Genomic DNA, 12,750 nt, shown 5'->3' with positions numbered 1-12,750 from the left:
GCGCGTGCGCGGGTTCAGTTGAGCGGCCTCGCGGTAGCGGCTGAGCCGGTGCTGCCGCAGGGTCAGGTGGGCGTGTCGAGCCCCGCGATGCCCTCGATGCGCACCCAGCGGCTGTGCTTCCCGCCTCCCGGCCCCCGGGTGCCGGGGCCGGGAGGCGGGGGTCGCGCTACGCGACGGCGGTGCCTTCGAGTTCGACCAGGAGGGTGGGGATCGCCAGCCGGGTCACGCCGAGCATCGTGGTCGTCGGCGCCGCCTGCGCGGCGGCCAGGCGGCCGGCCAGCTCGCCGTAGTGCGGGAAGAGCAGATCGACGTCGGTGGTGTAGACGTTGAGGCGGACGAGGTTCGCCAGGGACATGCCGGCGTCGGCGAGTACGGCTTCGAGGTTGTCGGCGCTGAGCGCCAGCTGTGCGGCCATGTCGCCGTCGTGCTGCGGCCGGCCGTCGGGACTCATGGCGGTCTGGCCGGAGAGGTAGAGGGTCCGGGTGTGGCCGGAGACGACCTCGCCCTGGTTGAAGCCCATCTCCTGCGACCAGGTCACCGGGTTTATCGCGGTACGTTCCATGGCCGTCAGCCTCGCAGCGAATCACGACATCCTGTGTCGTATATGCTGCTAGATTTTTTCGTATGCGCGCCGATCGTCTGGTCTCCCTGGTGCTCCTGCTGCGCCAGCGCGGCCGGCTGTCCGCGGCCACGCTCGCCCGCGAGCTGGAGGTCTCCACCCGCACCGTGCTCCGCGACATCGACGCGCTGTCCGCGGCCGGCGTCCCGGTCCACGCCGAGCGCGGCCGGCACGGCGGGTTCGCGCTGCTGCCCGGGTTCCGTACGGAGCTGACCGGGCTCAACCACGACGAGGCCCTGGCGCTGCTCATCGCCGGATCGCGGCGCGGGGCGCAGGCGTTCGGCCTCGGCTCGGCGCTCGCGTCGGCGATGCTCAAGGTGGTCGACGCGCTGCCCGCCGGCTACCGGGACACCGCCGCCGGCGTGGCCGAACGGCTGCTCGTCGACCCGGAGACCGATCTCCTCGCGCGTCCGCTCACCGCCGACGCCGTACCGGACGACGTGCTGGCCGCGATCCGCGGCGCGGTCTTCGCCGGGCGCAGGCTGCGTATCCGCTACGCCCCCGAGGGCCGGGCCGCGGCGTGGCGCACGGTGGACCCGATCGGCCTCGTCACCGTACGGGACAGGGGCTACCTGCTCGCCACCAGAGCCGGCGCCGACCGCACCTACCGCCTCTCCCGGGTACGGGCCGCCGAGGAACTCCCCGAACCGGCCGAGCGCCCGGAGTGCGTCGACCTGGACCGGGCCTGGCAGGAGCGGAGCGCCCGGTTCCGTAGCGGCGGCGAGCAGGTCGCGGTGGAGGTGCGGGTGAAGGCGGCGCGGCGGGAGGAGCTGGTGGGCACCGCGCTGGCCGTGCTGGCCGAGGAGGTGGAGCCGGGGGCCGACGGGCGGCTGCGGCTGGAGGTGGCGTTCCAGGACGCGCGGCACGCCGAGTGGGCGGTGTGGCAACTCGCGGCGGACGCCGAGGCGTTGGCGCCGGAGTGGCTGCGTACGGCGCTCCGCGAGCGCGCCGCGGCGCTGGCGGCGCACTACGCGGAGGCGCGGGGGGCGGAGCCGCCGGGCGGGGCGGCCGAGGACGGACTCGGCGGCTGACCCCGGGCGCGGTGGCCGCGACACCGCCCGGCTGCCGCCGGCTGCGCCGGCGGACTCGCGGCCGGCTCCCCGGTCAGCGGCGGGCCGTGCCCTTCTCGGCGTCCAGGGCGTACACGCAGCGGTCCTTGCTGCAGGCGTAGACGACGCCGTTCGCGACCACCGGGGAGCCGGTGATCTCGCCGTCCGTGGCCAGTTTCCAGCGGAGCTGGCCGCCGACCGCGTCGACCGCGTAGATGCAGTGGTCCGCGGAGCCGAAGTGGACGCGGCCGTCGGCGGCGACCGGGGCGCCGATCAGCTCGCCGCGGGTGGCGAAGCGCCACATCGGGGTGCCGGCGACGGCGTCGAGGGTGTAGAGGGCGGAGCCGCTGCCGACGTGGACGTGGCCGTCCGCGACGAGGACGGGCTCGATGGACTGGCGGGCCTCCGTGGCGATGCGCCAGCGCTCGCGGCCGTCGGCGGCGTCGAGGGCGTAGACCGTACCGAGGTGGTCGGCGACGAAGACGCCGCCGCCCGTCATGGCCGCGCCCGGGGCGTACGCGGGCGGGCTCAGGATCACCGCCGGCGCCTCGAACGTCCAGCGCAGCGTGCCGTACGCCGCGTCCAGGGCGAGCACCCGCTTGCCGGCCGCCGCGAAGACCGTGGGCCCGACGGCCGTACCGGCTGTACCGGCTGTACCGGCCACCGGGAGCAGCCGCACCGGGACGCCGCCGCAGGCGGCAGCGTCGCCGATCGGGTACGACCAGCGCTCCGCGCCGGATCTGGTGTCCAGGGCGCGCAGCCGGCCGTCGCTCCAGACGTAGACCGTGCCGTCGTGGGCCAGCGGCCCGGCCTCCTGCGTCTCGAACTCCGTCTGCGCCCCGTTCAGCTCCCACAGCGGCTCGCCGGTCGCCGCGTGCCGGGCCTGCATGCCGCCGCCGCGGGTGCCGGTGACGACGGTGCCGGCGGCGACCTGCAGCGAGTAGACCCAGCCGCCGGTGCCCTGGCGCCAGCGCTCGCGGCCGTCGGCGGCGTCGAGCGCGTAGAGGCTGGGGCCGTCGGAGGCGTGGATGAGGCCCTCGGACAGGGCCATGGACCAGGCGACCTCGCGGGTCTTGAACTGCCGCCGGCCGCTGGTCACGTCCAGGGCGTGGACCTCGAAGGAGGTCACGTAGAGCAGGTTCCCGGAGACCAGCGGCTTGCCCCAGACGTCGTTGGACATCCGGAAGCGCCACGGCCGCCACCGGGCCGGCTCCGGCGGCGCGGGTGCGGTGGTGGGCGGGGAGGCGGCCAGGTGGTGGCCGCCGCCGATGTGCACGCTGGGCGCCTGCTGCCCGGCGTGCGGTGCGGCGGCGCCGCCGCGGGGACGGGCCCAGCCGAGGTCGAGGCCGCCGTCGGCGGCGGCGCGGGCGCGCGCGGCGCGGGCGTCCACGACGCGAGGGCCGGGGCCGATCGCCACGGGGGCGCCGGCGAGCTGGACCTCGGCGCCGGGCGCCGCGCCGGCCGGTACGGGCTGCGCGGGGGCGCGCTCCGGCGGCGCCGCGGGGGGTGCGGCCGGGGCGCCGCCGGGCGCAGCATGGGCGGGCCCCGAACCGCCGGGGCCGGGGCCGAGGGGGGCGGAATCGGGTGGCCCGGCGTGCCGGCCGGGGGCGGAGTGCGGTGCGGAGTGCGGTGCGGAGTGCGGTGCGGACACGGGGGCGGACTGGGCCGCCGACTGCGGCGGGGACTGCGGTACGGGCCCCGCCCCCGGACCCGCGGACGGCGCCACCGCCGGCGGCGGCCCCGGCGGGTGCGGCGGACGCGGCGGCATCGACCGGCGCGACGCGGAGGACCCCCGCGATCCCCCGTTCCGCCCCGCGGCCCCGCCGGCCCCGCCCACGGTGGCCGCGGCCCCGCGGCGCTGCTCGATCATCCGGATCGCGGCCCGCGGCAGCCACGCGGACGCCGTACCGCTGTCGTCGCCCGCGGCGCCGAAGAGGTGCGGCGCCAGGTCGGACTGCAGCGTCTCCGGGCTGGGCCGGTGGTCGGCCGACATCTGCATGCACGACTCGATGAGCGGGCGCAGCTCGCCCGGCAGCCCTTCCAGGTCGGGCCCCTCGCGCAGCAGCATGAAGACCGTCTCGACGGGGTTCGCGCCGTGGAACGGCGCGTGTCCGGTGGCGGCGAAGACGAGGGTCGAGCCGAGCGAGAAGACGTCGCTGGCGCCGGTCACGCTGCGCGAGTCGCGGGCCTGCTCGGGCGACATGTACGCGGGTGTGCCGACGGCGACGTTGGTCATGGTCAGCCGGGTGTTGGAGACCCCGGACGCGATACCGAAGTCGATCACGCGCGGCCCGTCCTCCAGGACCAGCACGTTGGACGGCTTCAGGTCGCGGTGGACGAGCCCGGCGCCGTGGATGGACTGCAGCGCCTCCGCGACCCCGGCGGCCACCCACCGCACGGCCTGCGGCGGCAGCGGCCCGCAGTCGTTGACGATCTCCTCCAGCGAGGGCGCGGGCATGTACGCGGTGGCGAGCCACGGCACGGCGGCCCGCGGGTCGGCGTCGACGACGGGCGCGGTGTAGAAGCCGCTGACGGCCCGGGCGGCCTCGACCTCGCGGGTGAAGCGCACGCGGAAGAGCTGGTCCTCGGCCAGCTCGGTGCGGACAGTCTTGATCGCCACGCGGCGGCCGGAGGCCGACCGCGCGAGATAGACGAGACCCATCCCGCCGGCGCCCAGCCTGCCGAGCACCTCGAAAGGACCGATCCGCCTCGGGTCGTGCTGCGCCAGCTGCTCGACCACGTAACCATCCACCTCCCCGTCGGGGGCTCCCGGAACCGGGCCCCCCTGCAGCCTCTCACCGCAGGCGTACGGCCGTCAGTCCCGAAAGTACGCCTGCCGATTCTCCACTCCGGAGCGCGCCGGGGCTAACCCGGGGGGCGGCTCGGGGGACCGCCGGCCCTGGTACCGCCGAGTACGGCGGAACCCGGCGGGCCGCGCCGCGCGCGGGGCGTGGGACAGCACGGTGTCAGGTCCCGTCGGTGCTGGTGGCGGGGGCGGAGGGGGACTCCGCGGCACGGGCGCCGCGGGTGCCGCGGGTGCCGCGGGTGCCGTCTGGGTCGGTGGCCGGGCCGGCGGCTGGGTCGGTGCCGGGGCCTGCGGCGGTGCCGGTGCCGGGGCGGCCTTGACCGGCCTCATCGGGGGCCTCCTCGGGGGCCTCGTCGGGGCCCGGGGCGGTGTCCCCGCCCGCCGCGCCGTCCATCACCGCGAACGCCGCCCCCTGGTTGTCCACGACCACCGCGAACGTCGCCCCCGGGATCTCCTGCCGGTCCACCAGCACCCGCCCGCCCCCGTGCCGTACGGTCCGGACCGCCTCGCCGACGTCGGCCACCCGGAAGTAGACGAGGAAGTGCGGCGGCATCTCCGCCGGCACCATGTCGCCGACGACCGCCCGGCCCGCCACCTCCCGGCCCGACCCCGGCAGCGCCCACACCTTGAAGTCGCCGGCGTCGAACGGGGGATCCTGCAGCTCGTAGCCGAAGACGGCCGGGTAGAAGGCGTCGGCGGCGTCGGCGTTCCGTACGTACACCTCGGTCCAGCAGAAGGCGCCGGGCACGTCGGTCACCCCGAAGCCCGGGCGCGTGCCGCCCTGCCAGACGGCGAACACCGCGCCGTCCGGGTCCGCGGCCAGCGCCGATCGGCCGTACTCCCCGACCCCCGCCGGCCCGGTGAGCACGGTGCCGCCGGCCCGCCGGACCTTCTCGACGGTGCCGACGAGGTCCGGGCTGGCCAGGTGCACGCCCCAGGCGGTGGGCATCCGGCCGTCCCGCTTGGCGACGAGCGCGGCGACGGGCGCGCCGTCGAGCAGCGCCCGGGAGTGCCGGGGGAAGGCGTCGCCGACGGGCGTTCCCGTACCGCCCCCGGTGAACGTCCAGCCGAACAGCTCACCGTAGAAGCGCTCGCCGGCGCGCAAGTCGGGCAGCGTGGCGTCGGCCCAGCAGGGTGAGCCCTCGGCGAATACGTCCATGGCCGTCGTCGTCCTTCCACGGGACCGTGTGTGGGGGCTGGTGGTGTGAGCGGGACCGGCGTGACGGGGATCGGGCGGTGGGTCGCATCGCCAAGGTAGCGCCAACATGTCGGCGGTGGACATCGGCTGTTGTGAAAATACCCCGAACGTCGGGTCAATTCTGTTCGAGAGTGGCAATTCGCGCACTTCCGCCCGTGTGACCTCCCCGTTTGCCCTCGTTTGCCCCTGCCGGATCGCGGTTCGATCACGCGTCGGTAAGCTGACGACATGACAGGTCAAGTTCGGACGGTCGACGGCCGTGTCGCCGGCCGGCGCGGCCAGGCGACCCGCACCAAGCTGCTTGAGTGCCTCGGCGAGCTGCTCGACGCCTCGCCGTACCGGGATGTGAAGGTCATCGACGTGGCCCGGCGCGCGGGCACGTCACCCGCCACGTTCTACCAGTACTTCCCGGACGTCGAGGGCGCCGTCCTGGAGCTCGCGGAGCAGATGGCCAAGGAGGGCGCCGGCCTGACCGAGCTGGTGGCCGGCCGCTCGTGGGCCGGCAGGTCCGGGGCGCAGGCCGCGGAGGAACTGGTCGAGGGATTCCTCGGGTTCTGGCGGCGGAACGAGGCGATCCTGCGGGTCGTCGACCTCGGGGCCGCGGAGGGCGACAAGCGGTTCTACAAGATCCGTATGAAGATCCTGAACTCCGTCACCAAGTCCCTGACCGAGTCGGTCGGGGAGCTGCAGGCGAAGGGCAAGGTCGACGAGTCCGTGCACCCGGCGGCGGTGGCCGGGTCGCTGGTGGTGATGCTCGCGGGGGTGGCGGCGCACCAGAAGGCGTTCCAGACCTGGGGCGTGAAGCAGGCGGACCTGAAGCCGTCGCTGGCGCTGCTGATGCACCTCGGGGTGACGGGGCGGAAGCCGCCGAAGCAGACGTGAGCGTGCGCAGCATAGCCGCTGCTGAATCGTTAGTGCTACGAGCCCGGCAATCTGCCGGAAAGCGGCCGTTGCCCCACTACGCTCACCGGCATGCCACATGACAGTGTCCCTTCAGGACGGGCGAGGCGGGACGGCCGGGGCGGCCGGGACGACCGTCCGGTGCTCGTCGTCGGCGCCGGCCCGGCGGGGCTCGCCACGGCGGCGGCGCTTCGCGCGACCGGAATCCGGGCCGTGGTCCTGGAGCGGGGCGCCCGCGTGGGCGACTCGTGGCGCCGGCACTACGACCGGCTGCGGCTGCACACGCCGCGGGGGATGTCGGGGCTGCCGGGGGTGCCGATCCCGCGCCGGTACGGGCGGTGGGTGGGGCGGGACGAGCTGGTGCGCTACCTGGAGGGGTATGCGGAGCACCACGAGCTGGAGATCGTGCACAACGTGGAGGTGGCGCGGATAGACCGCGCTTCGTCGTCGCCTTCCGACTCGCCCGCGTCTGACTGGGCTGCTTCTGATGCGCCCGTTTCTGGTTCGTCCGCTGCCGGCGTCGACTCCGGCTGGAGGGTGGCGGCAACCGGCGGCCGGGTCCTCGACGCGCGCCGCGTCGTGGTCGCCACGGGCTACTGCCACACCCCGTACGTACCGGACTGGCCCGGCCGCGATTCGTACCGCGGCGAACTGCTGCACGCCGCGCACTACCGCAACCCCGCCCCGTACGAGGGCAAGGACGTCCTCGTCGTCGGCGCGGGCAACACGGGCGCGGAGATAGCCGTGGACCTGGCGGACGGGGGCGCGAAGCGCGTGCGGCTGGCGGTGCGGACGCTGCCGCACATCGTGCGCCGGCCCATGGCCGGCTGGGGCGCGGTGGCGGGCCGCGGCCTGAGCGGGGCACTCCCGGCCCGGACGGTGGACCGGCTGGCGGCCAGGGTGAGCCGGACGGCGGTCCCGGACCTCGGCGCGTACGGCCTGCCCCGCCCGGCGAGCGGGCTGTACACGCGGGCCCGGGAGGGGGCGGTCCCGATCCTGGACGACGGGCTGGTCGCGGCGGTACGGGAACGCCGGGTGATCCCGGTCCCGGCGGTGGCGGCGCTGGACGCCGACGGCGTGATCCTGGCGGACGGCGACCGCGCGGAGCCGGAGGCGGTGATCGCGGCCACGGGCTGGCGGCGCGGGCTGGAGGAGGTGGTGGGCCACCTGGACGTGCTCGACGATCGCGGCCTGCCGCGGGCGCGGGGGTGGCGGTCGCCGGAGGGGGCGGCGGGGTTGCACTTCGTGGGGTATACGTCGGCGGTGAGCGGGAGTCTGCGGGAGATCGGGGCGGAGGCGGGGAAGTTGGCGAGGGAAGTGGCGAGGAGCGGCGGCTGAGGGGACGGGACTTCGCCATGTCCGCCGCCCACGTCGTGACGGCTGTTACGGCGCCCCGACGGAGCGCCGCCCACGTCGTGACGGCCGTTGGCTGTTACGGCGCCCCGACGGCACCGCCGTCAGCCGGGCGGGCGTCGCCCCAGTACTCGTGCAGAGCGCTGATCCTGTCGCCGCGCACCTCCACGACGATCATCTCCCAGTTCCGGTACGCCGCCGTGCCGGCCGAGGCGCCCACCGAGTCGTACTCGTAGAAAACCCGGCTGCCGGCGGCGGTGACCCGGCGCCGCTCGCCGTGGACGCGGTTGCCGTTGCCGGCGTGGAACGCGGTCCACTCGGCCACCGCCCGCCGGCCGGGGCCCCCTTCGAACCGGCCGCGCGCCGGATCCTCCGGAAACCAGAAGCTGAAGTCGTCCGTCAGCATCGCCAGAAACGACTGCCAGTCCCCGGTACGCCAGCCGCGGTCGAAGCCGTCCATCGCCGTGTTCGCCACGTGGAGCACCCGGTCGTGGCGCAGCCCGGCGGCTGTCTCGGCGGGTGCCGCCTGGGCCGGGGCCGCGCGCAGCGCGCCCGCGGCGGCGATCCCGGTGAGCAGTCCGCCGGCGGCGGCGCCGCGCAGCACGTGACGGCGGGCGGGGGTCTCCTTCACTTCATCCTCCACAACGGCTCGATCGAATCGACGGGGCGATCGTGCACCACCGCAGCGAAAGCCGACCTAAAGACGGCCCGGAGCGGAACCCGGTGAACCTCATGCGGTCACAGCGTGCGGGACCGTGCGACGCCAAGAGGCACCATGGGAGATCAGTCGCACCGCCCGACGACGTCAGTCGTCAGTCGTCGGGCCGCCGGAAGAGCGCCGTCCACAGGAACTCCTCCCCGAAATACGGTGACTCCGCCGCCTCGCCCCGCATCCTTCGCAGCTCGACCTCCTCCCACCCCGGCTCACCGAAGATCCACCGCAGCGACTCCGGCGTGTAGGCGAGCCCGCCGTGCAGCGTGCCCTTCCGGTAGAACGCGGCGTCCGGCAGTTCGGCGCCCATGGCCCCGGCGGCGAAGCAGGCGAGGCCGAAGTGCCCGCCGGGGGCGAGGTGGTCGCGCAGCAGGGCGAGGTAGCTGACGCGGCGGTGCGGGGGCAGGTGGTGGAAGCAGCCGGAGTCGTAGACGAGGTCGTACGGTCCGCCGTGTCCGCCGTGTCCGCCGCGTCCGCCGTGTCCGCCGTGTCCGCCGTGTCCGCCGCGTCCGCCGCGTCCGCCGTGTCCGGCGCCTCCGCCGTGTCCGGCGCCTCCGCCGCGCGGCGGGCCGGGCTCGTCGCGTACGAGGTCGAAGGCGTCACCGCAGCGGAACCGGACCGTCACCCCGGCCTCGTGCGCCCGCTCCGCGCCCCAGGCGACGGCGGCGGCGGAGAGGTCGACGGCGTCGACGTCGAACCCGCGCCCGGCGAGGAACACGGCGTTGCGCCCCGGGCCGCAGCCGAGGTCGAGGGCGCGGCCGGGGGCGACGAGGCCGCGGTCGAGGTACGAGACGAGGTTCTCGTCGGGCTTGCCGACGAAGAACGGAACCTCCCGCTCCCGATCGGCGTAGAACCCGTCCCACCAGCCGCCGCCCGCGCCGCCGCGCCAGCGATCGGCATCCGGCTCGAACATCCCGTCCAGCAGCCGCAGTACGTCCTCCACGGACCGTATGTCCCGCTCCCGCTCCCGCTCCTGCTCCATGCGAGGAGCGTACGTATCCGGAAACGAGGACGGTGCCCGTCCGACGACTTCCCCTGATGGTCATCGGACGGGCACCGTGTGGGCCGCTCACCTGATCGGTGTGAGATAGCGGCCGACCGCTCGGCCCGGTTTCCCCCTAGAAGCGGGCCTGAGAAGAGAATGGCAGGGGCCCATCAACGTTTGCTTAATGCCCACGTCAAGCCGTCGTTCACCGTGTCCCGCGAGACCGGCGACCGGCGACCGGCGACCGGACGCCGGCGCAAGGGCGCGCCGGGCAGATCGGCGAGTAATCGCCAGCATTGCGCGGGGACGTCCGGATTCCTTGACCGCCGTCCGCCCGCCCGCATACTTTCGCGGCTGCCGTTGCACTGCACCGCGGGGGGCTGGGAGGACTGTCGGTCGTGTGCCAGAGGAAGCCGAGCCCGTCGGAGGTCGATACGGAAGGGCGGTTACGGGCCCCGGGGGATCCCGACGGAATCCCGCTGCTGACCGATCGCGAGCGGCAGACGCTCTTCCTCGTCGGTACGGGCGCGGGGAACCGCCTCATCGCCCGCCGGCTGGGAATCACGGAGCGGACGGTGAGGGCGCACCTCAGCAACGCCGTACGCAAGATCGGAGTCCGTTCGCGGGCGCAGGCGGCGGTCTTCGCGTTCGCGTATCTGGAGCTGGTCGACATCCCGGAACCGCACACCGCGGGCGTTTCCCGGTGACCGCCGCCGACAGGTGGTGAGGGGCGTCGGGATGGCATCAGATCCGGTACGTCGGCCGGAGCGGGTGGGGCCGTCGGGCCACCCGGGTCTGACGATCACGGTCTACCGGGTCTCGCGGACCGGCCGCCGGGGCCGCGCGAGCCGTACGCACTTCCGGCCCGCCGAGACGGAACCCCTGCCGGAGCTGCCGGAGCTGCCCGAGCGCTGGCCACCGTGCCGGTGCCCGCGCTGCCGGGCGGGGTGAGGCGGGCGCGCGTAGGCCCGCCCGAGCCCGGCCGGTAGCCGGCCGGTGCCTGGCCGTGCCTGGCCGGTGCCTGGCCCGGTACCCGGCCGTTCAGCGGCCCTCCGCCGTATCGGCGAGGCACGCCCCCACCAGCCACCCCCGCCGCACCGCTTGCGCCCCACCCTGGAACCGGCTCTGCGCGCCGAGGTGGTCCAGCAGCTCCGCCACCCTCCTGCTGTAGGTGCGCGGCGACATGTGCAGGTTGCGGCAGGCGACCGTGTCCGGTGTGCCGCGCGAGAGTTCGGCCAGCACGGGCACCAGGTGCGGCGGCGGGGGATCGGGGAGCTGCCGTACGGACCGGTGGGTGAACCGCTCGTCCGGGAGTGCGTCGACGACGAGACGGAGACCGTGGGCATGGGCATGTGCTTCTGTCCGGGGAGTCAAGTCGCTCATGGCGTACAGCGAAACCGACGTCCATGGACGCCCTGTGGACGGTGCGTCGAGGGCCGTCAATCCGCTGTCAATCGGGGCGGTCGTGGCCGGTTGTGGCCGGTGGCGGCGGGTGTGGGGGGTGGGGCAGACTGGGTGTGCGGGGGCTGGGCCTGGGGGTGGCGATGTCCGAGGGTGTGCGCGGCGCGGGGTTACCCGGGGGGTCTGTGGGGTTCGGGCTGCTGGGGCCGGTGCGGGTGTGGCGTGGCGGGCAGCCGGTGGGTGTGGGTTCGCCGCAGCAGCGGGCGGTGCTGGCGGTGTTGTTGCTGCGGGGCGGCCGGCATGTGGCGGTGGAGGAGCTGGTCGACGCGGTGTGGGGCGAGGACCCGCCGCGGGATGCCGTAGGGACGGTACGGACGTACGTGTCGCGGCTGCGCCGGGCGTTGGGTGACGATGCGGACCTGCTGCGGGGTGAGGCGGGCGGGTATGCGGTGCACCTGGGGGCGGGTGCGGAACTGGACGTGGACACGGCCGCGCGCCTGGCGGGGGAGGCGGACGCGGCGCTGGCGGCGGGGGAGCCGGAGCGGGCGCGGGAGTTGCGTCGTGACGCGCTGGGTTTGTGGGACGGCGAGCCGCTGGCGGGGCTGCCGGGGCCGTACGCGGAGCGGCAGCGGACGCGGTTGGCGGAGTGGCGGCTGTCACTGCTGGAGGGGCGGCTGGAGCTGGATGTCGAGGTGGGGCGGCGCGCGGAGGCGATTTCGGAGCTGACGGCCCTGACGGCGGCGTATCCGCTGCGGGAGCGGTTCCGGGAGCTGCTGATGCTGGCGCTGTACCGCAGCGGCCGGCAGGCGGAGGCGCTGGCGGTGTACACCGACACCCGGCGCCAGCTCACCGACGAACTGGGCGTCGAACCGGGCCCGGAGCTGGCGGCGCTGCAGCAGCGCATCCTGCGCACCACCGACCAGCCGACCCCGGCACCGGCCCCCCGCGCCCCGGCCACAGCCGTGGCCCCCGCGCAACTGCCCGCAACGCTGCCGGACTTCACGGGCCGGGGAGCGGTGGTGGAGGAGCTGGGCAAGCAGCTGGTACAGGCCCCGCACATGGTGATGGCGGTGTCGTCGGTGTCGGGCATCGGCGGCGTCGGCAAGACCACCCTGGCGGTCCACGTCGCCCACGCTGCCCGCGAGTCGTTCCCGGACGGCCAGCTGTACGCGGACCTGCAAGGCGCGGGCCCGTCCCCGGCGGATCCGGCCGCCGTCCTCGGCTCCTTCCTACGGTCCCTGGGTGCCCCGGACGCGGAGATCCCCGAACCGGTGGAGGAGCGGGCGGCGTTGTACCGCTCGATGCTCGCCGGCCGCCGCGTCCTGACCCTGCTCGACAACGCCCGCGACGCCGCCCAGATACGCCCCCTCCTCCCCGGCACCGAAGGCTGTGCGGCGGTGATCACCTCCCGGGCGAGGATGGGGGACCTGGCCGGGGCGCATTACGTCGACCTCGACGTGATGGACCCGGACGAGGCACTGCTGCTGTTCACGCGCATCGTCGGCGCCGAGCGGGTGGAGCCGTACCGGGGAGCGGCGATGGACGTCGTCGCGGCCTGCGGCTTCCTGCCGCTGGCCATCCGCATCGCGGCCTCCCGGCTGGCGGCACGCCGTTCGTGGACGGTGCCGGTGCTGGCCCGGAAGCTGTCGGACGAACACCGCCGCCTGGACGAGCTGCGCGTGGGCGACCTGGCGGTCAAGGCCACCTTCGAACTGGGCTACGGCCAG

At 75.1% G+C, this 12,750-nt stretch carries 11 protein-coding genes; 5 read left to right on the top strand and 6 right to left on the bottom strand.

Translation table 11 applies throughout. The features are described from left to right. Nucleotides 1–166: 166 nt before the first annotated feature. Entirely contained in the window at nt 167–562 is a 396-nt protein-coding gene (locus tag T328_RS30980; protein ID WP_496499546.1) for a RidA family protein, read from the bottom strand. A gap of 62 nt (nt 563–624) precedes the next feature. On the opposite strand from T328_RS30980, the gene T328_RS30975 reads away from it, so the two are divergent. Then, complete coding sequence (locus T328_RS30975; protein WP_496499545.1) at nt 625–1,650, top strand: helix-turn-helix transcriptional regulator; 1,026 nt, start codon at nt 625–627, stop codon at nt 1,648–1,650. A 73-nt stretch (nt 1,651–1,723) separates the two neighbouring features. Here T328_RS30975 and afsK read toward each other — a convergent pair whose 3' ends face one another. Together afsK and T328_RS30965 are read right to left on the bottom strand one after the other, a co-directional pair. Next, entirely contained in the window at nt 1,724–4,408 is a 2,685-nt protein-coding gene (gene afsK / locus T328_RS30970) for a protein serine/threonine kinase AfsK (protein WP_496499544.1), read from the bottom strand. A 226-nt stretch (nt 4,409–4,634) separates the two neighbouring features. Further along, nucleotides 4,635–5,633, bottom strand: coding sequence for a VOC family protein (locus tag T328_RS30965; protein WP_496499543.1), 999 nt, complete (start codon nt 5,631–5,633; stop codon nt 4,635–4,637). A 267-nt stretch (nt 5,634–5,900) separates the two neighbouring features. Between T328_RS30965 and T328_RS30960 the strand changes: the two genes are divergently transcribed. After that, nucleotides 5,901–6,554 carry a TetR family transcriptional regulator gene (locus T328_RS30960; protein WP_496499542.1) on the top strand — a complete coding sequence of 218 codons (654 nt, stop codon included), beginning with the start codon at nt 5,901–5,903 and terminating at the stop codon, nt 6,552–6,554. A 90-nt stretch (nt 6,555–6,644) separates the two neighbouring features. Further along, a complete protein-coding gene (locus T328_RS30955; RefSeq protein WP_496499541.1) occupies nt 6,645–7,910 on the top strand; it encodes a flavin-containing monooxygenase in 1,266 nt (421 codons plus the stop codon). Between the two features lie 94 nt (nt 7,911–8,004). Here the strand turns inward: T328_RS30955 and T328_RS30950 are convergent, their stop codons facing one another. After that, nucleotides 8,005–8,556, bottom strand: a complete 552-nt coding sequence (locus tag T328_RS30950; protein WP_496499540.1) for a nuclear transport factor 2 family protein — start codon at nt 8,554–8,556, stop codon at nt 8,005–8,007. 181 nt (nt 8,557–8,737) lie between these two features. Beyond that, entirely contained in the window at nt 8,738–9,619 is an 882-nt protein-coding gene (locus T328_RS30945) for a class I SAM-dependent methyltransferase (RefSeq protein WP_496499539.1), read from the bottom strand. A 401-nt stretch (nt 9,620–10,020) separates the two neighbouring features. Between T328_RS30945 and T328_RS30940 the strand changes: the two genes are divergently transcribed. Then, nucleotides 10,021–10,329: a helix-turn-helix domain-containing protein gene (locus T328_RS30940; RefSeq protein ID WP_496499538.1), complete on the top strand. Its 309-nt coding sequence runs from the start codon at nt 10,021–10,023 to the stop codon at nt 10,327–10,329. Nucleotides 10,330–10,663: 334 nt separating this feature from the next. Here T328_RS30940 and T328_RS30935 read toward each other — a convergent pair whose 3' ends face one another. After that, on the bottom strand, nt 10,664–11,005 hold the full coding sequence (locus T328_RS30935) for a hypothetical protein (RefSeq protein WP_496499537.1): 342 nt from the start codon (nt 11,003–11,005) through the stop codon (nt 10,664–10,666). Nucleotides 11,006–11,166: 161 nt separating this feature from the next. Between T328_RS30935 and T328_RS30930 the strand changes: the two genes are divergently transcribed. Continuing rightward, nucleotides 11,167–12,750 (top strand): AfsR/SARP family transcriptional regulator (locus T328_RS30930; RefSeq protein WP_496499536.1); only part of this gene is annotated, 1,584 nt, incomplete at its 3' end.

It is taken from the genome of Streptomyces sp. CNX435 (genome assembly GCF_059570575.1).
This window is presented reverse-complemented; position numbering and strand designations above follow the sequence as displayed.

Excerpts from the sequence above, each read along its gene's own strand:
- T328_RS30980 (WP_496499546.1), bottom strand. The coding sequence starts at position 562 with ATGGAACGTACCGCGATAAACCCGGTGACCTGGTCGCAGGAGATGGGC.
- T328_RS30975 (WP_496499545.1), top strand. The coding sequence starts at position 625 with ATGCGCGCCGATCGTCTGGTCTCCCTGGTGCTCCTGCTGCGCCAGCGC.
- T328_RS30965 (WP_496499543.1), bottom strand. The coding sequence starts at position 5,633 with ATGGACGTATTCGCCGAGGGCTCACCCTGCTGGGCCGACGCCACGCTG.
- T328_RS30960 (WP_496499542.1), top strand. The coding sequence starts at position 5,901 with ATGACAGGTCAAGTTCGGACGGTCGACGGCCGTGTCGCCGGCCGGCGC.
- T328_RS30955 (WP_496499541.1), top strand. The coding sequence starts at position 6,645 with ATGCCACATGACAGTGTCCCTTCAGGACGGGCGAGGCGGGACGGCCGG.
- T328_RS30945 (WP_496499539.1), bottom strand. The coding sequence starts at position 9,619 with ATGGAGCAGGAGCGGGAGCGGGAGCGGGACATACGGTCCGTGGAGGAC.
- T328_RS30935 (WP_496499537.1), bottom strand. The coding sequence starts at position 11,005 with ATGAGCGACTTGACTCCCCGGACAGAAGCACATGCCCATGCCCACGGT.